The sequence below is a fragment of the Brevibacillus sp. HB1.1 genome, from assembly GCF_013332445.1.
GTDB lineage: Bacteria > Bacillota > Bacilli > Brevibacillales > Brevibacillaceae > Brevibacillus > Brevibacillus porteri.
The window spans coordinates 97,565-115,687 of the sequence record NZ_JABMIV010000008.1 but is presented as its reverse complement, the minus strand read 5'-3'; the positions used below and the strand labels follow the sequence as shown (position 1 = coordinate 115,687).

The window sequence follows — 18,123 nt, the reverse complement described above, 5'->3', positions numbered from 1 at the left end:
TAGATTACTAGAGTAGAGGAGTCGCTGTCGTTGCCTGCCTATAAGTTAGACCCGGAATGGGTGATGTCTTACCTAGAGCTACAAGAACAACAGCTCTCTTCCGAAGTGCATCCAGAGGATAAAGAAGTGATCATGAACAAGATCAGGGAAATGACGTTATCGATCATGTACAAGCAAGCAAGAAGATATCTTGTATTCTTGGAAGCGGATGAAACGGAAGCAGAAAGAACGAAAAAGACTCATCTTATGTAAAGAAGACCCGCCCTTGGTTTAAGAGAGGCGGGTCTTTGCATGTTTATTTATTGCTGTCTGATTCGAACGGGCGTACCAATGGGCACGATTTTTGCCAGAGCATTCACGTCCTCATTGTACATGCGAATACAGCCGTGAGATACATACTTGCCGATTGAGGAAGGATCGTTCGTGCCGTGAATGCCGTAGTGTGGCTTACTTAGTCCCATCCAGATGGTTCCGAATACACTCAGAGGACCTCCCGGATAGGAATTCGGATAGGGGACTTTGCTGATGATGGTAAAATCCCCTCGTGGCGTCGATGTGGCAATTTTGCCCAAGGCAACAGGATAAGAACGGATGAGTCGGTTCCCATCGAACAGATCGAGACGTAGCTTTGCAATCGAGATACGGATGTTGTAGGACGTCAGCTTCTTCACCTCCCCCACAAACGATACGAAATGCCGCTCTTACTATGTTATGAAAACCGACGATACCGGTCCCTTTCCTCTCATGATTAATGTAGTTTGAAATCTAACGAAAACGTATCCGGATAGCGAAGGCCGTCACGATAGAACAAGGTTCGCACCCAGACGTACATCCGTAAAGGAATGGAAGGAAAGACGATGGCCAGCTTACCTTCTTCCAAGACAGGCAAATCGAGCGGGGATTGAATTTCATAAGGGACTCCTTCTTGATCAAGCAACGTTTTGTAATGTTGGGCCTCGCTCCAGCTAACAGGATAATAAAATGATTTTTCCATCCAATTCCAACACCTTTCCAGGTTTCACTGCTTTCCATTGTATGTAAAACATTTGAGATAAAAAAAGAAACAAACGCCACAGACATTGAAAAATAGGCAGTCCAATTGTGGTTTCAAAAGTGTCGTCTGGGCAAAAAACGTCATGATTTTCCCAGGAAATGCGTGTAAAGTGGAAGTAGCAGAAACTGGAGGGACATGGGAATGAAGCAGACGCACTTGCACTTTAACATGCAAATAGGCAGAAAAAAGCCAGTGAGTGTAAACAACACAGAAACGGCCTGTCCTTTTTGTGATCGAAACAGTCTCACAGACGTTTTGGAGCAGCGGGGCTCCATGATTTGGCTCATGAACAAATTCCCTGTTCTGGAGGAGACACATCAGACTGTTTTGATTGAGACGGATGAATGCCAAGGGGATTGGTCTGTCTATTCCAAAGAGCATGTACGAGCATTGCTGGCATTCGGGGTAGAGAAGTGGCTGGAAATGGAGCAAAGTAACTCTTATCGTTCTGTTCTGTTTTTCAAAAACCACGGCTCGTATTCTGGGGGGAGCATCCGTCATCCGCACATGCAGATCGTCGGATTAAATGACTATAACTATCTGGATCAGGTAAAAGACAGTGATTTTAATGGCATGACTATCGATCAAGAGGCAGGGATTGAATGCAATCTGTCTACGCATCCCCGTGCAGGTTTTTTTGAATACAACGTCATTCTATCGGACTTTGATCGATTGCCGAAAATGGCAGACTACTTACAAATTTTAGCACATTGGATACTGACTCATGTCAATCCGCGCAACCAAAGCTACAATTTTTTCTTCTACCATTGGGGAGAAAAGCTGATCGCCAAAGTGGTTCCCCGGTTTGTTACCTCGCCTCTTTACGTAGGCTATTCTATTCCGCAGGTCGCCAATAATTTGGAAGATATGGTCGCTGAAATGCAACGCCGATACTTCTAATCATAGAAAGGGTGCTTACGCTATGACGTATACGATCACGGCAAGAAAAACACTCACCTCAGAGGAACTGGCACAAATTAAAGAATTGGTTGGGATTTGCAATGAGCAGGATGGGATTGATCTCAAAGTAAACCCGAGTATGCTGGAAAAGCGTTCGGGAGAGCATGAAGAAGATTTTGTATATTATGCAGATGGAAAGCTGGTTGGCTTTCTGGGGCTCTACGTGTTTCATGGCGGTGAGGCAGAAGTGAGCGGCATGGTCCACCCAGCCTACAGAAGAAAAGGCATATTCACAGCGTTGCAAGCACAAGCCGCAGATGCATGCAGACGAAGAGGCATTCCGGCGCAGTTGTTTATCGTTCAGCGAGAATCAGAAAATGGTAAGTCATATATGGAGCGAATCGGTGGGGAATATCAATTCTCGGAATATTGGATGGATTTGGGAGAGAAGCAAAGAGCAACGGTTTCTGGAAAGGTGCTGCTTCGACCGGAGATCGCCAGTGACTACGAAACGTTGATTTGGCTGAACGTCCATAGTTTTCAAATGGAGGAAGAACGCGCGAGGGAAATGGCCGAAAACATGGCGGGTGATCCCAAGGCCACCACACATTTGATGATTGTCGATGATAAGGCCATTGGCAAAATAAGCGTGAACAAGGATGAGGGCAAGGCGTTTATTTATGGATTTTGTGTCCACCCGGATTACCAAGGGAAAGGATATGGACGCCAGGCATTGGCACAAACGATCGAGATGCTGGGGAAAGAAGGATACCAGAACGTATCACTGGAGGTAGCCTGTGAAAACAGCAATGCTTTGGGACTGTATGAATCATGCGGCTTTTTCGTAAAGTCGGCCAATGATTACTACAAGCTGGCGTTGTAGTGGGCAAACTGCTTTTCCCTATCTCTCGGGTTGGAAAACGTATCAGGATACATGCTACGATAGAAGAGAAAGCAAGTGTGCTGTAAAAAGGAGTGACTCAATATGAAATTGTTGTCCATCGAACCGACGCCGAGTCCAAACGTCATGAAGCTGAATGTAGACGAGCGTTTGCCGGATGGGGTCCAACATGTCTATACAAAGAAAGATGCGAGTAAAGCACCAGAACTCATGAACAAGCTCTTGGAGATCGAAGGGGTTACCTCCATTTTTCATACGGCAGATTTTCTCGCGCTGGAGCGAAAATCTAATGCAGACTGGCAGCGTATTTTGACAGTCGCGCGCGAGGTTTTGCAAGCAGGTGGAGGAGCGGCTGTTTCTGACATGTCTGCGGAGGAAGCGGGGGCATTTGGAGAGGCGCAAGTGTACGTTCAAATGTTCCGCGGTGTACCGATGCAGGTCAAGGTGACCATGGGAACAGAACAGATTCGTGCAGCCCTGCCAGAGCGTTTTGGACAGGCAGCCGTGCGTGCAGGCTCTGCGTCGCCCAACCTTATCATGGAGCGAAAATGGGTCGAGCATGGCGTGCGTTACGGCGATTTGCGTGAGATTGGTGAAGAGGTCGCATTGGAAGTCGATGCCTCCTATCCGGAGAGTCGTGTAGAAGAAATCGTGGAACAGGCCATGGCGCTTGGTCCCGGGGAAACCCCAGAGCCAGTCGTGCGTGAAAAGAAAGTCGTTACGCTGGAGATGCTCGATGATCCGGATTGGCAAAAAAGATATGAAGTGCTGGATCGAATGGAGCCTACCGAAGAGGATTTGCCTGTTTTGGAAAAAGCGCTTTGTGATGGCAAACCGTCGATTCGCAGGCTGGCGGTTGTATATCTGGGCATGATCGGCGGCGATGATGTTTTCCCGCTGTTGTTTGAAGCGCTCCGCGATGATTCCGTCTCTGTACGACGCACAGCGGGCGATACCTTGTCTGACTTAGGCGACACGCGCGCGATTCTACCGATGTGTGAAGCGTTGAAGGATAAAAACAAGCTGGTACGCTGGCGCGCTGCTCGCTACTTGTTTGAGGTGGGGGATGAAACCGCCTTGGACGCTTTGCGTGCTGCACAGAATGATCCCGAGTTCGAGGTCAGCTTGCAAGTCCAAATGGCCGTGCAGCGCATTGAAAGCGGCGAGGCGGCTAGCGGTACCGTTTGGCAGCAAATGACTCGCCGAAACGATTAATTCGCTGCTTGCAATGACGCAAGAGCCCTCTATCAAGCAGATAACTGCTATAGAGGGCTTTTTTTTCGTGTCTTCATTGGCTGGATATACGGCGAATAGCGGGGCATACTGCTTCAAGAAGAGCGGTAAACAAGTTGGTTCATTAGGTAAATATTGGTATAAGTCAGTATAAAAATAGACACAGTCCAATAATAGTTGACTTCCACCTTATCCATCCCTTAGACTAGGATAGGGTTTAGCTTATGTATTCAACATCGCTAGTGCGTAGGGGAGATTGTGTATGACAACCAATCACTATGACGTTGTTATTGTAGGTGGGGGACTTGCTGGTCTTTCCAGTGCCGCCTACCTGTCGTCGAAAGGCAAAAAAGTTGCAGTTTTGGAACGCGGTCAATTGGGTGGACGTGCCGTTACACTGAAGATCAAAGGATTTAACTTCAACTTCGGTGCCCACGCCATTTATGCTCGCGACAGCTCCGTTTTGAGAACGTTTGAAAAAGAATTGGGTCTGAACATCGATTGGCAGGATTTCAATCCGACGAAAGCCAAGTACGATATTGGTAGCGATCTGACTGCAGTTCCGGCGAATGTACAAGGACTTTTCCAAACGAAGCTCTTAAAAGGCATGGACAAAGTATTGTTCACGTTTGAGATTTTGAAAACGATGCTAAAAATGGAGAAAGGCCATCCACATATGTCGATTCAAAAGTGGATGGAGAAAAAGCAAGTCAACGAAGAAGTGCGAGAAATGATGTTGACGCTTGCATCTTCTAACTTCTTCACACGTGAGCCTGAAAAGATTCCTTCTGATGTATTCTTTGCGTACTACAGTCGTTTGTTTACAACGAATAAACCGGTAGCGTATATCGGTGGTGGTTGGCAAGCGTTGATCAATGAATTCGTACGTATCATTGAAGCAAATCAAGGTACGATTCTGATCAAAACCAAAGTAGAGAAGTTCCAAGTAGAGAATGATCGTGTGGTTGGAGTGGTGACACCGGAGGGCGAATTTACGGCGGATGAATTTATTTGCTGTATTCCGCCGAAGGAGATGGCGAAGGTCTTTGCGGAGACGCGCCTGGAGCATGCGGTTGCACAGCATGCTGAATACGAGCCAACGGTTGTTATGGTGTATGACATTGGCTTGAAAGAGCGAATTGACGTACCGTACTCTTACATCTACGAAAAAGCAAACAATATTTTCATTACCGATATTTCGTATTATGACCGTACTTGTGTACCTGAAGGCGGACAGCTGCTGCAGGCGACTGCTTACATGCGTCAGGATGAAGTAGGGAACAAGGAAGCGGCCGAAATCCGCAAACAAGAGATTGAAAACCTGTATGACAAGCATTTCCCAGGCTGGCGTGAGCAACTGGTTGTGCCGCGTGTTTCTGCTCGTGCAGTCGTACAGGAGATCAAGTGGACCATGAATCAGAAGCCAATGCCGATCTTCATGCCAGATTACCGCAACCTGTTCTTCGCGGGTGACTGGTGTGAAGGACAAGGTCAGCTGTCTGAGCTGTCTTTCTCTAGCGCGATGAACGTTGCCAAGCTGATTTTGGAAAAAGAATAAGTCGATGACGAGCGGGTGTTCCTTGAAGAAAGGAATGCCTGCTTGTTTTTTCTCATGCAAAGTTACATAGAAAAAAGCCCGCCAATGGAGATGGCAGGCCACATGGATTATGCTTTCTGACTATATACGTGATAAACGAGATTGCCGATTTGCGCCATGACGTCGGCAGCATCCTTTTGCTCGAGTCCCTTGTTTAAAATGGACAAGGTGACAGCATGAGAACCGATGTAGAGGATGCCGACATCATGCGTGATTTTGGTCACAGAGCCAGTCTTGTTGGCGAATTCCCATTTCGGAATCATCCCGATCACATCACCGTCTGGGTCAGGCAAAAGGAAGGGGATGCGGTCACGGTGCTGCTGAGTCTTCAAGATGGCGACCATTTTCAAACAGCTGTCGTAGGAGATCACTTTTCCTGTTGCCAAGTATCGGAGGTGGCTTCCCATGTCTTTTGCCGTCACCTCATTGTATCCTTCTAATTCGGCTGGGATGACCATGAGCTTATTGTAGAAGTGACTGTTTGTCATTTCTGTTTTCTGCATCGCGTTGCGAATGCTCTCTGTTCCGACGAGATCAATCATTATGTTCGTCGCTGTATTGTCGCTTTGGATGATCATCAGGGTAACCAAATCGCGAATCGTAAATTCAGTGCCGGGAGTCATATGCTGAAGAACACCTGCACCGCCAACGAGATCCTCTGCACGCAGCTTGATTTTGTCCTCTAAGGCAAACTTGCCTGCGTACGCCTCTGCAAAAACAGCTGTCATGATCGGGACTTTGATCACACTGGCTGCATAAAAGCGTTGAACTTCGTTGATGGATAAGGTTTCACCGGTTTGTAAATCTTCGAAAAAGATTCCCCATTCCCCTCCTGCGTCCTTAATCAGGCTGGATATTTGGGCAAAAAGACTGGATAACATGTAGACCCATCTCCTTTTGTTTCGATGTAGACAAAATTTTCTCAAGATAATATTATTTAGTCATGCTCCTAACAATCAAGAAGAATTATTCCTAAGATGGGGGTTTTGCTGTTGCAAAAGTGGAAGAAACTATCATTTTGTGCTGTTCTGTTAACCAGTTTAGCGTTCGCTGGTTGTGGAACACCGCAAGCAAGCACCACGGGGGAGACGACAGGTGCAAAGCAGGAGCAGAGTAGCGCCCCTCAAACAATGCAGGTCAACCTGAATTCTGGTGAGCCAAGCACGATCGACCCTGGACTGGCAGAAGATATCCCTTCGATGTCTGTTGCCCGTGCAGCATTTGATGGCCTCCTGCGCTTGAATGAAAAAGGCGAGCTGAAAGAGGCGGTCGCAGAGAAGTACGAGGTTTCCGCTGATGGTCTCACGTACACCTTTCATCTGCGGGAGTCCAAATGGACCAATGGAGATCCGGTTACCGCTCATGACTTCGAGTACGCATGGAAACGGGTTCTTGACCCGAAAACCGCATCCGGTTACGCGTACCAGATGTACTATTTGAAAAATGGGCAAGCCTTTAACGCCAACAAGGCAAAAGCCGAAGATGTCGGCGTGAAGGCAACCGACGACAAGACATTGGTTGTTACACTGGAAAACCCTGCACCGTTTTTCCCGGAACTGGTTGCATCTGTCACCTATTTCCCGGTTAACAAAAAAGCGGTTGAGGGCAACAAAGAGTGGGCTTCTAAGCCAGAGACGTACATGACAAACGGGCCATTCACCTTGAAAAATTGGGAGCACAAATCAAAGATCGAATTCGAGAAGAGCGATTCTTACTGGGATAAGGACGCTGTCAAATTGTCCACGCTGACCTTGAACATGATCGAGGATGCCAATACGGAGCTGTCGATGTTTGAAAAAGGTGACCTGGATTGGGCAGGCTCACCATTGGGCGATTTGCCACTGGATGCGCTGGATGCTCTGAAAGAATCCGGAAAGATGCAAGCTCAAGCGACAGCAGGTACGTACTGGTACATTTTCAATACGACGCAAAAGCCGTTTGATAACAAAAAGATTCGTCAGGCGTTTGCTACGGCAGTCAATCGTCAGGAAATCTCCGATAATGTCGTACCATACAAGAGCACGCCAGCGACGGGGATTCTCCCGCCAACCATGGCACTTACACCAGAGGGCTACATCAAAGACGGCAATGTAGAGACCGCGGAGAAGCTCTTGGCAGAAGGCATGCAAGAAGCGGGGATCAAAGAGTTGCCACCGATCACGATTGCATACAATACGTCAGAGGTCAATTCACGTATTGCGACAGTCATTCAGGATCAATGGCGCAAAGCATTTGGCATCGAAGTCAAACTGGTTAACAAAGAGAACAAGGTTCACCGCGAGGACATGAAGCAAGGAAACTTCACAATCGGTCGTGGTAGCTGGATTGGCGATTTCAACGATCCGATTAACTTCCTGGAAGTCTTCAAGGGTGGACTGAATACATCCAAATGGGAAAACAAGGAATTCCTCGATTTGCTCGCGCAATCTGCCAAAGAAGGGGATGTAGCGAAGCGTAAGGAAATCCTCAAGAAAGCTGAACAAATCGTCATGGATGAAATGCCTGCGTTGCCAATCTACTATTTCACCTATGCGTGGGTGAAGCAGGATAGCGTAAAAGATGTGGTGGTAGATGCACTCGGGTTCATCGACTTCAAGTACGCTTCCAATCAAAAGTAATCATGAGTCTATGAAGGAGTGACTGGCGTGCGTCCGATCATTGGTGTGGCATGTACGAAAATGTATTTTCCGAAGAACGATCTCGACCAGTTTTTCTATGTAGGTTCAGGCTATGTGAACGGAATTGCGCGCAGTGGCGGTACTCCACTGATCTTGCCACTGCTGACGATTCAGGAAGCTCCGTTTCGTGAGATGATCGAATCCCTGGACGGCTTGATTTTGTCCGGTGGTGAAGATCCGTCGCCGCATTTGTACGGCGAAGACCCGCTGCAAGGGCTGGGCGATATCAATTACGAAAGAGACATCACAGAGCTTGAGATTATCAAGATTGCGCTGGAGCTGAAAAAGCCAATCCTGGGCATTTGTCGCGGGATGCAAATTTTGAATGTGGCGTGTGGCGGCACCCTCATTCAAGATATCCCGAGTCAAGTACCAGGAGCATTACAGCATGCGCAGAAGGGTTCACGGCAATACGGGGCGCATAAGATTACGCTGCAACCTGGCTTTGTAGCGGATGCCCTCGGAAAGACAGAGGTGCTCGTGAACACTTCTCACCACCAAGCAGTCAAAGACATAGCACCGGGCTTCAAAGTCACAGGATGCGCGGCTGATGGTGTGATTGAGGCGATGGAAAGCCTCGACGGGCTACATGTAGGTGTACAGTGGCATCCAGAACGGATGTGGGCACACGACGACGACATGTTGAAGATTGCCGAGGCATTTGTTGCCCGGGTAAAGCAGTTGAAGCTGCAAGCGACTAAATAGAATAGAAATGAGAGAAACCGTTCTGGGGTTGCCCAGAGCGGTTTTTTGCATGCAGGAGGGCTTTCTAATCTAGTGAAAAAGGGCGTTTCAACCATGTTCCTTGCCACTTCAACTCCATAGTTTGTCGGTCTGGCTAGAAGGCTGGCAAGCGGAGGCAGTACAGAGCGATTAAAAGCAGGCGAAAAAATGGAAGAGTGGAATCACCTAACAGCTGGAGCTCTTTGCTCTGGCTGTTGAGCTGTACATATTGATATACTGGGCCTAGAGGTGAGAGAAATGTTAAAGGTTGGAGACTCGGCTCCCGTCTTTACGGCGACGAGCACAAAAGGAACCATTGATCTTACAGCACACATCGGCAAAGAAAATATCGTCCTCATCTTCTATCCGGGAGATGATACCCCGATTTGTACGAAACAGCTATGTGCAGTTCAGGAGCATTACACGACAATCGAGCGAGCAAACACCGTTGTTTTTGGCGTCAATCCAGGTGGCATGAACAAGAAACGCTCGTTTGCTGATAAGTTCCGCTATGAATTTCCATTAATCGTGGATGAAGACGAATCGATTCGAAAAGCATATGATGTCGGAAAGGTTCTCGGATTGTTTTTCCAGCAACGCATCGTGTACATCATAGGCAAAAACGGAAATATCATCTACGCCAAAAAAGGCAATCCGCCGGTGTCTGAGCTGCTACAGGTAATCGAAAGCCAAGCCTAGAACGTTCTCGCTTGCGTCAATGGAGCAAAACAGGGATAATAGAAATGAGAATGTATGTTTGGTGGGTATCCCTATGAAAAAAATTCTTCACTTGGATATTGACGCATTTTTCGCGAGTGTAGAGCAGTTAGATCGCCCCGAATTGCGGGGCAAGCCAGTCATTGTCGGGGGAACTGGCAATCGCGGTGTCGTATCGACTTGCAGCTACGAAGCTCGAAAGTTCGGTGTTCGCTCCGCAATGCCTGTCGCCATGGCGAGGAAAAAATGTCCGCAAGGCTTTTATTTGCCTGTCCGCTATAGCCGTTATATCGAAAAATCTGCTGAAGTCAGACAGATATTTACTTCTTATACAGAGCGTTATCAAACAGTGGGTCTAGACGAGGCTTATTTAGATGTGTCCCACTATGAGAATGCGGTGCCCATCGCCCGCGATATCAAGAGGCGAATCAAACGGGAGACCGGACTTACTTGCAGCATTGGACTTTCCTACAATATGTCGTTGGCTAAGATTGCCAGTGACTTGAAAAAGCCGGATGCCTTTGTAATCATTCGACCTGAGCAGGCTTTGGATGTACTGCGGTCGTTGCCAATTGGCACCTTGCATGGAGTCGGCAAAAAGTCGCAGGAGCTGCTCGCGAAAAAGGGGATTGAGACGGTAGAGGATTTTTGGCGACTTACGCTCGATGAGGCTACTACCTTATTTGGGAAGTTCGGTCGTTCCCTCTATTACCGGGCGAGAGGAGAAGACAATCGCGAAATCGAAATGGACCGCGCGCCGAAATCATCGAGCCGCGAAACGACACTGCCCTTTGATTTGTTTGACAGGGATGCGATTGCTCCGATTGCCACCTCCCTTTTGCGTGAGGTCGAAGAGGACATCCGCGAGGAAGGGGTCGAGCCTCAGACGATAACGCTCAAAATTAAGTACGCGGACTTTACCCAGCGGACCAAGCAGCTCAAGGCTGTAGCCGGGGCCAATTGGCAGGATTTGTTGGACGATCTACTCGACGCCTTTGACTATACAGCGGGCGTTCGATTGGTGGGCGTTGGCTTTTCGAATTTTGCCGAGCAGCAAGGGGAGCGGTACGAACAGCTCTCAATGTTTTCGTGGAAGCTGGGGAAGTAAGGGAGGGAGAGCCGTGGAGACAGAGAATGCCTTTCATTGCTGTGCGACCTGTATTCATTTTCGCGTGGAGAAAGGGACGGGAGGAGTCAGCTATCGATGTTCTCGTCTAACCTACGAGACACGTCCGGACTATCGATTCCAATGCTGGACTCCGACAGAGAAGGTCAAGCGACTGATGGAAGCGCGTAAAAGGCAACGATAGCGACAAAAAGAGGCACCCCCTACGTCAGTTTCGACAGAGGGGGTGCCTTTTCTATTCATGTGTCAGGTCGAGGACCATCACTTCCTCCGGACCATCCATTTCGCCATTTGAGGAAAAGCCGATCGCCTCATACAGCTTGCGAGCGAACTCGTTTTCAGGATGAATACTCAAGTAAATGCGCGTACAGCTGTAGCGTCTGCACATTTCTTCAACGAGCATGCGCAGGAACCTTTTGGCGTACCCCTTACCCTGATGGCTACCATCAATCATAAAGCGATCCAGCCAAATTCGGCCATTCTCTCCTTCGATTCCATGCATGGCATAACCGATAGCGATGTCCTTGTCATACAGACCGCATGATATCCATTCCGGTTCAAAACCTGATTGGGCGATGGAAAAAGCGTTGCTCTCGATAAAGGAGTGTTGACCTTCCGTTACAGTCAAGCAGGCTATTTGGCGCCAATTTTCTTTCGTAATTTCACGAATAGACAAGCTCAAAATTTCATCTCGCTTTCATTGGTGATGAAACGGGCGGATTTGCTTGCTTTTAATTGGACAAAAAGTAAAATGCCGAAGCCAAGGATGGATGCTGCCATGATCAGGAGGGCAGAGGATACTGGCAGTAAATCCGTCAAAATTCCCCCAGCCAGTGGGCCTGCAACCATTCCGATTCCGTGAAACATATTAAAGAGAGAGTATGCCGTGCCGTATGCGCCGCTTCCCCCTTGGTCAATGATGGCCCCCAGCGTAGCCAAGGTAGGCGATAAGGTAAAGCCAATACTAGCCCCGACCAATGCCATTGCCAGCATTGCCTGCCAGAGGGAGTCCGCCCACGCCAAAAATGGCAGAAACACAGCCAGCGTAATGATTCCGACAAACATGAGCTTATACGGATTCATGCGGCTGGAAAGAGAGCCGGCAACTGGGGCGATCAGTCCGTATGCGAGTGTCATGACCCCAAACAAAAGACCAATCGTTGTCGGCGTCATGCTGAGTTTCTCTGTAAAAAATACGGGCAACGTCGGTTCAAGCAAACAAAGGGAAATCTCAGCCAACAGGACGATTCCAGCAATAAAGATGACTTGCGGATTGCGAATGAATCCACCGACATGAAGCTTTTCACTGACAATTCTCGTCGTGTCTTCCTTCAAGAACAAGTAAACCAGCACAATGTTGATCACGGTAAAGGCTGCTGCTGCCAAGAAAGGCATGCGATGGTCACTGATTTCAAACAACCATCCGCCAATCGGCGCTCCAAGCAATGTACCGGTCGAAATCGCCGTCAATGCAATTCCCATTACAGTTCCGCGCATTTTGGATGGGAACAAATCCGCCAAGAGGGCAAGGGCAGTTGGCCATGTAGCCGCAGCAGCTATACCTTGAACAAAACGAGCGGTAATCAACATGGCCATTGTCTCAGAGAAAGCAAACAATAACGTGGAAGCGGCGAGACCGAACAAGCCGATCAAAAGCATGGTCCGTCTGCCGATCCGATCGGATATCGGCCCGAAAAGAGGGGTGGCAATGAGCATCGCTATGGCATAGCTGCTAAACAGCACGCCCATCATGGTGGAGGAAGGCTGCAGCGCTTCCGTAAAATAAGGAACAATCGGAATCAACAAGCTGTACAATAGCATATCGATGAAAAGGATCAGGATAACAAACAAAAGTCCTATTCGTTGTTGTTTGGTCATTTTTGTAAAGATGGACATGATGGAACACCTCTTAACTATAAAAACTATTTTTGTTTTATCGGTTTTCTTGCGAAAAACGATATCGTGGCCTACCAAAGTTAGTGGAATGACCACGAGCCATTTGTTACCTTTTATTCGCTGGTACCAATCCAAACAAGAGGACATCTACAATAGCGGAAAGCGCCTCTGTAACTGTAATCTGGTTTTTCATGTAAAAACGTTGGTCGAGTGTAGAATTCAGGGCATCGACAATGACCTTCAGCATGAGCGTGACGTCCATATTGACGATGAGTCCTTCTCGAATTGCTTGCTCGAGAAGGACGCGAAGCGTCTGCCAATCCTCGGATAGAGAAGCCTCGACTTGGGCATATTGCTCAGGATAATATCGCTTCATCTGTTCGAGGATGCGCAAATCATAAAATTCATAGTGTGTCGGTAAAACCATCATGACGCCTTTGATTTTATGGATAAGAGAGAGACTGTCATCTGCGAGAATTTGCTGTGTTTTTTCATCGCCCTCTTCAAAGGACTGCTGAATGATTGTTTCCAGAATTTCTACCTTAGATGAGAAGTGCTCGTATAACGTGCGTTTGCTGATCCCGAGCCGCTTCGCCAAATCATCCATGGAAAATTTCATGCCTTTATCGCGAATCTCTTCAATAAAACCTTTCATGATCCGGTTTTTAATTGCAATCGACCCCCAGTCAAAACAACCTAACAGAAAACCAAAAAAACAAAAACAGTTTCCTCAGTAACGTCATTTTACACAGGATGACAGAGCAATGCAAGCAGTGATCATGCTTTTTGTTTTGCAACCAAGTGGTCGATTATGGTATAGTAGGTGCCGAAATCGCGGTTGATTGCTTCACATCATTTGGAGGTGCCCCGTGTTTTTAGAGAAGCTGATGCCTAGTCAGTTCGTCGAATCAATCCATCACATTGACATAGATCAATTGAAACGAAATAACATCCGTGCGGTGATTACAGACTTGGATAATACCTTGGTGGAATGGGACAGGCCACATGCAACCGAGGAGGTCATCAACTGGCTTGCTCGCATGCATGAGGCAGGCATACAGGTCACTGTTGTCTCCAACAACAACAAGGAGCGTGTAGACCGCTTCTGTGCCCCATTAGATCTCGGGTTTATTTATGCGGCCAAAAAGCCGACAAACCGTGCCTTTTTGCAGGCAGTGCGGCAGATGAATGTAACCATCGCTGAGACTGTTGTCATTGGCGATCAATTGTTTACCGATGTGCTGGGAGGGAATCGATTAGGATTTCATACGATCCTGGTTGTTCCTGTGGCCCAGACGGATGGTTTTTGGACGCGCTTTAATCGTCAGATGGAGCGTGTGGCCCTTATTTGGATGGAGAGGAAAGGAATGGTTTCGTGGAGGAGAAAAGCATGACGGAACAAATGCATGGCTCTTGTGCTGGATGTGGGATTGCCATTCAGACAGCAGATGCAAAAAAGCCTGGCTATGCACCTGAATCCGCGCTTGGCAGAAAGGTAGTCATTTGCCAGCGTTGTTATCGCATCAAGCATTATAATGAAGTAGCTCCCGTAGGAATGGGCGATGACGATTTCCTCAAGATTTTGGATGGCATCGGTTCTACGGAGTCTCTTGTCGTAATGGTAGTCGATATTTTTGACTTCCAAGGCTCCTGGCTCAAGGGTTTACCACGCTTTGTCGGGAAAAATCCGATTTTGCTCGTGGGTAACAAGGTCGATCTGCTGCCGAGAAACATCAACCTGAACCGCGTGCGTAACTGGATGCAGCACGAAGCAAAAGAACGCGGACTGCGCCCAGAGGATGTCGTACTTATCAGCGCGCAAAAAGGGCTTCATATCGATGAACTGTTGAATCGCATTGGAGAGCTGCGCAAAGGTCGAGATGTTTACATCGTCGGTGTAACCAACGTAGGAAAGTCGACCATGATCAACCGCATCTTGCATGACTACGGTGCGGCTGAGCTGGAGATTACGACTTCGCCGTTCCCAGGTACGACGCTGGACAAAATCGAGATTCCGCTCGAGGATGGCCGTTCCATTTTTGATACACCGGGAATCATTAATCGCGACCAGATTGGACATATGGTACCCCCGACTGATCTGCGAAAAATTACCCCGACCAGCCGGATTAACTCCAAGGTGTATCAGCTCGATGCTGGACAATCACTCTTTTTGGGTGGTCTAGCCCGTATCGACTTCGCACGTGGAGAGAGACAGCCGTTGATCGTCTATGTCGACAACGACCTGTACATCCACCGGACGAAGCTGGAGAAAGCAGACGAGGTGATGCAAAAGCACCATGGAACCTTGCTGGTACCGCCAACAGGGGAGGAAGCTGCGAAAGCACTTCCACCATTTGTGAAGCACACCTTTAAAATCAACAAGTCCACCACGACGACCGACATCGTAATTTCCGGTTTGGGCTGGGTCAGCATCCAAGGAAAACACGAAGCAAGTGTTGTCGTGCATGCACCTAAAGGCGTAAGTGTTGGGATGCGCAAAGGGCTGATCTAGCTTAAGCAAGAAAAGTCGAGTTAGCCTTGCCCCTTGCCATATGCTATAGAGAGACGTCCGGGGAGGAAAAGCTCCATGATTACAAGCAAAACACAACTGGTTGGCCTGTTTGGACATCCAGTTTCCCACTCGCAATCACCGATGATGCACAATACAGCTTTTTCAGAGACCGGGTTGGGGTTTGCCTATGCTGCGTTCGATGTTGAACCGGAAAATCTGGAAGATGCAGTCGCGGGTATTCGCGCGTTAGGCTTGAAAGGGATTAACGTCACGATCCCCCACAAGGTTGCTATCATGCCGATGCTGGATGAAATCGATCCGCTCGCCAAACGAATCGGCGCCGTCAATACCGTCGTTTCTCGTGATGGACGCTTGATTGGCTACAACACAGATGGTATGGGCTATGTTCGTTCGCTTGTGGAAGAGACGGGAATCGTTCTTGAAAAGCAAGTGGTAACCATGGTAGGGGCTGGAGGCGCAGCGCGTGCAGTGGCGTTTACCTTGGCTGAACAAGGAGTCAAGGAAATTCGCATCATCAATCGTTCCCGGGAAAGAGCTGCGGTATTGGCTGAGCATGTCGGGACGATTGTACCTACGAAAATCGTAGAACAGGGCGAAGGGGCAGCTGCCATCGCAGACTCTTCGCTGTTGATCAATACGACATCGATCGGAATGCTGCCAAACGTACAGGAGACACCTGTGCCAGCAGAATGGCTTCATTCTGGTTTAACCGTTAGCGATCTGATTTATAACCCTCTCGAAACGCGTCTGCTCAAAGAAGCGCGTGCCATCGGTGCCACTGTTCATTCCGGAATCGGCATGTTCGTGAATCAAGGTGCACTGGCTTTTGAGCTGTGGACGGGCGAACGAGCACCAACTGGGGTTATGCGTGAGGTCGTCTTGCAACAATTAAAGAAAACAACCTGATTTTGCAGGATGAAAAAGGAGGCATTGCCGATGTTGACCGGCAAGCAAAAGCGCTTTTTGCGCGCAGAAGCACATCATCTCACCCCGATTTTCCAAGTAGGAAAAGGCGGCGTAAACGAGAATATGATCACTCAGATCAAAGAAGCGTTGGAAGTACGTGAATTGATCAAGGTAGCGATTTTGCAAAACAATAACGACGATAAACATCAAGTGGCAGAAGATCTGGCAGCAGGTGCTGGAGCAGAGCTCGTGCAGTTGATCGGCCATACGGTTGTCTTGTACAAAGAGTCCCGGGAGAACAAGACGATCAAGCTGCCATAAGTGATCTGCATGCAATGAGACAGCCAATCAAGCAAGTAGGGATCATGGGAGGAACGTTTGACCCGATTCATTGCGGGCACTTGCTGGCGGCTGAACAAGCCAGAGAGCAAGCGGGCCTGGATGAAGTCTGGTTTATGCCTACACACGTTCCACCGCACAAAAAGAGAGAGAGTCTGACGCTGGCAAATCACCGCTTGCAAATGGTTCAGCTCGCCGTGTCTGATCACGAGGTGTTTCGTGTAACAGATGTGGAGTTCGCAAGAGAAGGTCCATCGTACACCTATGACACGATGATTCAGCTCATCAGGCAGTTCCCAGATTGCCGTTTTTCTTTTATCATGGGAGGAGATATGGTAAAAATCTTGCCCAAATGGTACCAGTACCAAGAGCTGATTCATATGGTACGCTTTATAGGTCTAGCGAGGCCTGGAACCGAACTAGATCAAGAATCGAGCGAGGATGTCACATTTGTGGAGATGCCTGTTTGGGACATTTCCTCCACGATGATTCGCGAGAAGGCAGCTGCCAGGAAAAGCATCCGTTATCTTGTACCTGATGCCGTGGAGCGCTATATAAAGGAGAACCGAATCTATGAGACTTTTGGATAATCGGGAAGAGCTTCTCGTTCGCGTACGGCAACAAATGCATGAAAAACGCTACATGCACACGCTTGGGGTGGCTGCGTCAGCTCGCGAGCTGGCAGAGAGATTCGGGGCTGATCCTGACAAAGCCGAGCTTGCTGGACTGTTGCACGATTACTGTAAGTGCTGGCCTGTGGAAAAAATGTTCGAGATTCTCGTTCGCCACGATATGCCTACAGAGCTTTTGGAAGGGGAAAAAGAGCTGTGGCATGCCTTTGCAGCAGCTATTGTGATCCAGACTGATCTAGGTGTGACGGATGCAGATATTTTACAAGCTGTTCGCTACCATACAACGGGTCGGGCTGGCATGTCCCTGTTAGAAAAAGTCGTCTGTGTGGCAGACTATATAGAACCAAACCGGGTTTACCCGGGTGTCGATTTTATTCGCGGCAAAGCCATGCATGATTTGGATGCCGCCCTGGCACTCGCCTTGGGAGGCACGATTCAATTTTTGATAGAGAAGCAAAAGACGGTTTTCCCGTTGACATTGACCGCATATAACGATTTGGTTTCCCGCAAAGGGAGAGAAGGAGGGTTTTGATGGTTAAAACAGTAGAAGATTTGGCACAGTTGGTAGTGAAGGCAGCAGAGGACAAGAAAGCAGAGAACTTGAAGGTGCTCGATATTAGAAAGCTGTCCGTGATCGCAGACTATTTCATGATTTGCCACGGAAACAACGAGCGTCAAGTACAGGCAATTGTTCGCGAAATCCGTGATCAAGCCCACAAAAACGGCTTTGACGTCCGCGGTATCGAGGGAGCAGATGAAGGTCGCTGGGTACTGGTTGATCTGGGCGATATCGTTATTCACGTTTTCCATCGCGAAGATCGCGAGTTTTACAATCTGGAGCGCCTGTGGAAGGACGCAGAGGAAGTTTCCTTCAGCGTGCAAGGGTAA

Annotated in this window: 23 protein-coding genes; 17 read left to right on the top strand and 6 right to left on the bottom strand. The window is 48.3% G+C overall.

All coding sequences use genetic code 11. The annotated features are described in order from the left end of the window. Nucleotides 1-30: 30 nt before the first annotated feature. Nucleotides 31-252, top strand: a complete 222-nt coding sequence (locus HPY27_RS20210) for a hypothetical protein (RefSeq protein ID WP_017247653.1) — start codon at nt 31-33, stop codon at nt 250-252. A 47-nt stretch (nt 253-299) separates the two neighbouring features. On the opposite strand, the gene HPY27_RS20205 is transcribed toward HPY27_RS20210, so the two are convergent. After that, nucleotides 300-671, bottom strand: a complete 372-nt coding sequence (locus HPY27_RS20205) for a L,D-transpeptidase (protein WP_017247654.1) — start codon at nt 669-671, stop codon at nt 300-302. Nucleotides 672-748: 77 nt separating this feature from the next. Beyond that, nucleotides 749-994: a hypothetical protein gene (locus HPY27_RS20200; protein WP_007727802.1), complete on the bottom strand. Its 246-nt coding sequence runs from the start codon at nt 992-994 to the stop codon at nt 749-751. Between the two features lie 201 nt (nt 995-1,195). Between HPY27_RS20200 and HPY27_RS20195 the strand changes: the two genes are divergently transcribed. The 4 genes from HPY27_RS20195 (at nt 1,196) to HPY27_RS20180 (ending at nt 5,646) form a co-directional block, all read left to right on the top strand. Next, a complete protein-coding gene (locus HPY27_RS20195) occupies nt 1,196-1,954 on the top strand; it encodes a DUF4931 domain-containing protein (protein ID WP_017247655.1) in 759 nt (252 codons plus the stop codon). A 22-nt stretch (nt 1,955-1,976) separates the two neighbouring features. After that, a complete protein-coding gene (locus HPY27_RS20190) occupies nt 1,977-2,837 on the top strand; it encodes a GNAT family N-acetyltransferase (protein ID WP_174225809.1) in 861 nt (286 codons plus the stop codon). Between the two features lie 102 nt (nt 2,838-2,939). Continuing rightward, entirely contained in the window at nt 2,940-4,070 is a 1,131-nt protein-coding gene (locus HPY27_RS20185; protein WP_174225808.1) for a virulence factor, read from the top strand. 280 nt (nt 4,071-4,350) lie between these two features. Next, the gene (locus HPY27_RS20180) at nt 4,351-5,646 is read left to right on the top strand and encodes a phytoene desaturase family protein (protein WP_017247658.1); all 1,296 of its coding nucleotides are present in this window, start codon (nt 4,351-4,353) and stop codon (nt 5,644-5,646) included. Nucleotides 5,647-5,753: 107 nt separating this feature from the next. Here the strand turns inward: HPY27_RS20180 and HPY27_RS20175 are convergent, their stop codons facing one another. After that, complete coding sequence (locus HPY27_RS20175) at nt 5,754-6,566, bottom strand: serine hydrolase (protein ID WP_173622494.1); 813 nt, start codon at nt 6,564-6,566, stop codon at nt 5,754-5,756. Between the two features lie 111 nt (nt 6,567-6,677). Here HPY27_RS20175 and HPY27_RS20170 point away from each other — a divergent pair, with 111 nt between their 5' ends. The 5 genes from HPY27_RS20170 to HPY27_RS20150 all read left to right on the top strand — a co-directional run bounded on the left by HPY27_RS20170 (nt 6,678) and on the right by HPY27_RS20150 (nt 11,113). Beyond that, nucleotides 6,678-8,303 carry a peptide ABC transporter substrate-binding protein gene (locus HPY27_RS20170; RefSeq protein WP_174225807.1) on the top strand — a complete coding sequence of 542 codons (1,626 nt, stop codon included), beginning with the start codon at nt 6,678-6,680 and terminating at the stop codon, nt 8,301-8,303. A gap of 27 nt (nt 8,304-8,330) precedes the next feature. Beyond that, nucleotides 8,331-9,068 carry a gamma-glutamyl-gamma-aminobutyrate hydrolase family protein gene (locus HPY27_RS20165; protein WP_026042981.1) on the top strand — a complete coding sequence of 246 codons (738 nt, stop codon included), beginning with the start codon at nt 8,331-8,333 and terminating at the stop codon, nt 9,066-9,068. 276 nt (nt 9,069-9,344) lie between these two features. Beyond that, complete coding sequence (locus tag HPY27_RS20160; RefSeq protein ID WP_069850362.1) at nt 9,345-9,785, top strand: peroxiredoxin; 441 nt, start codon at nt 9,345-9,347, stop codon at nt 9,783-9,785. 73 nt (nt 9,786-9,858) lie between these two features. Next, nucleotides 9,859-10,911: a DNA polymerase IV gene (locus HPY27_RS20155; RefSeq protein ID WP_017247664.1), complete on the top strand. Its 1,053-nt coding sequence runs from the start codon at nt 9,859-9,861 to the stop codon at nt 10,909-10,911. Between the two features lie 13 nt (nt 10,912-10,924). Then, nucleotides 10,925-11,113 carry a hypothetical protein gene (locus HPY27_RS20150; protein WP_173622497.1) on the top strand — a complete coding sequence of 63 codons (189 nt, stop codon included), beginning with the start codon at nt 10,925-10,927 and terminating at the stop codon, nt 11,111-11,113. A 51-nt stretch (nt 11,114-11,164) separates the two neighbouring features. Here HPY27_RS20150 and HPY27_RS20145 read toward each other — a convergent pair whose 3' ends face one another. From HPY27_RS20145 to HPY27_RS20135, 3 genes are all read right to left on the bottom strand, one after another. Beyond that, the gene (locus HPY27_RS20145; RefSeq protein ID WP_174225806.1) at nt 11,165-11,611 is read right to left on the bottom strand and encodes a GNAT family N-acetyltransferase; all 447 of its coding nucleotides are present in this window, start codon (nt 11,609-11,611) and stop codon (nt 11,165-11,167) included. Then, entirely contained in the window at nt 11,608-12,825 is a 1,218-nt protein-coding gene (locus tag HPY27_RS20140; RefSeq protein ID WP_174225805.1) for an MFS transporter, read from the bottom strand. The genes HPY27_RS20145 and HPY27_RS20140 overlap by 4 nt, the downstream gene beginning before the upstream one ends. Nucleotides 12,826-12,931: 106 nt before the next feature. Further along, entirely contained in the window at nt 12,932-13,480 is a 549-nt protein-coding gene (locus HPY27_RS20135; RefSeq protein WP_017247668.1) for a TetR/AcrR family transcriptional regulator, read from the bottom strand. Nucleotides 13,481-13,694: 214 nt separating this feature from the next. Between HPY27_RS20135 and HPY27_RS20130 the strand changes: the two genes are divergently transcribed. From HPY27_RS20130 to rsfS, 7 genes are all read left to right on the top strand, one after another. Continuing rightward, complete coding sequence (locus tag HPY27_RS20130) at nt 13,695-14,219, top strand: YqeG family HAD IIIA-type phosphatase (protein WP_017247669.1); 525 nt, start codon at nt 13,695-13,697, stop codon at nt 14,217-14,219. Next, on the top strand, nt 14,216-15,337 hold the full coding sequence (gene yqeH / locus HPY27_RS20125; RefSeq protein ID WP_174225804.1) for a ribosome biogenesis GTPase YqeH: 1,122 nt from the start codon (nt 14,216-14,218) through the stop codon (nt 15,335-15,337). Before HPY27_RS20130 ends, yqeH begins: the two co-directional genes overlap by 4 nt. A gap of 75 nt (nt 15,338-15,412) precedes the next feature. Then, nucleotides 15,413-16,264: a shikimate dehydrogenase gene (locus tag HPY27_RS20120; RefSeq protein WP_069850353.1), complete on the top strand. Its 852-nt coding sequence runs from the start codon at nt 15,413-15,415 to the stop codon at nt 16,262-16,264. A gap of 30 nt (nt 16,265-16,294) precedes the next feature. Beyond that, nucleotides 16,295-16,585 (top strand): ribosome assembly RNA-binding protein YhbY, encoded by a 291-nt coding sequence (gene yhbY, locus HPY27_RS20115; protein WP_007727776.1) that lies wholly within the window; start codon nt 16,295-16,297, stop codon nt 16,583-16,585. Nucleotides 16,586-16,599: 14 nt separating this feature from the next. Continuing rightward, nucleotides 16,600-17,193, top strand: a complete 594-nt coding sequence (locus tag HPY27_RS20110) for a nicotinate-nucleotide adenylyltransferase (RefSeq protein ID WP_017247672.1) — start codon at nt 16,600-16,602, stop codon at nt 17,191-17,193. After that, on the top strand, nt 17,177-17,767 hold the full coding sequence (gene yqeK, locus HPY27_RS20105; protein ID WP_174225803.1) for a bis(5'-nucleosyl)-tetraphosphatase (symmetrical) YqeK: 591 nt from the start codon (nt 17,177-17,179) through the stop codon (nt 17,765-17,767). The genes HPY27_RS20110 and yqeK overlap by 17 nt, the downstream gene beginning before the upstream one ends. Next, the gene (gene rsfS / locus HPY27_RS20100; RefSeq protein WP_017247674.1) at nt 17,767-18,123 is read left to right on the top strand and encodes a ribosome silencing factor; all 357 of its coding nucleotides are present in this window, start codon (nt 17,767-17,769) and stop codon (nt 18,121-18,123) included. Before yqeK ends, rsfS begins: the two co-directional genes overlap by 1 nt.

Coding starts and splice junctions, on each gene's coding strand:
- HPY27_RS20200 (WP_007727802.1), bottom strand. CDS start 994: ATGGAAAAATCATTTTATTATCCTGTTAGCTGGAGCGAGGCCCAACAT.
- HPY27_RS20195 (WP_017247655.1), top strand. CDS start 1,196: ATGAAGCAGACGCACTTGCACTTTAACATGCAAATAGGCAGAAAAAAG.
- HPY27_RS20190 (WP_174225809.1), top strand. CDS start 1,977: ATGACGTATACGATCACGGCAAGAAAAACACTCACCTCAGAGGAACTG.
- HPY27_RS20185 (WP_174225808.1), top strand. CDS start 2,940: ATGAAATTGTTGTCCATCGAACCGACGCCGAGTCCAAACGTCATGAAG.
- HPY27_RS20180 (WP_017247658.1), top strand. CDS start 4,351: ATGACAACCAATCACTATGACGTTGTTATTGTAGGTGGGGGACTTGCT.
- HPY27_RS20175 (WP_173622494.1), bottom strand. CDS start 6,566: ATGTTATCCAGTCTTTTTGCCCAAATATCCAGCCTGATTAAGGACGCA.
- HPY27_RS20160 (WP_069850362.1), top strand. CDS start 9,345: ATGTTAAAGGTTGGAGACTCGGCTCCCGTCTTTACGGCGACGAGCACA.
- HPY27_RS20155 (WP_017247664.1), top strand. CDS start 9,859: ATGAAAAAAATTCTTCACTTGGATATTGACGCATTTTTCGCGAGTGTA.
- HPY27_RS20140 (WP_174225805.1), bottom strand. CDS start 12,825: ATGTCCATCTTTACAAAAATGACCAAACAACAACGAATAGGACTTTTG.
- HPY27_RS20135 (WP_017247668.1), bottom strand. CDS start 13,480: ATGAAAGGTTTTATTGAAGAGATTCGCGATAAAGGCATGAAATTTTCC.
- yqeH (WP_174225804.1), top strand. CDS start 14,216: ATGACGGAACAAATGCATGGCTCTTGTGCTGGATGTGGGATTGCCATT.
- HPY27_RS20120 (WP_069850353.1), top strand. CDS start 15,413: ATGATTACAAGCAAAACACAACTGGTTGGCCTGTTTGGACATCCAGTT.
- yhbY (WP_007727776.1), top strand. CDS start 16,295: ATGTTGACCGGCAAGCAAAAGCGCTTTTTGCGCGCAGAAGCACATCAT.
- HPY27_RS20110 (WP_017247672.1), top strand. CDS start 16,600: ATGAGACAGCCAATCAAGCAAGTAGGGATCATGGGAGGAACGTTTGAC.
- yqeK (WP_174225803.1), top strand. CDS start 17,177: ATGAGACTTTTGGATAATCGGGAAGAGCTTCTCGTTCGCGTACGGCAA.
- rsfS (WP_017247674.1), top strand. CDS start 17,767: ATGGTTAAAACAGTAGAAGATTTGGCACAGTTGGTAGTGAAGGCAGCA.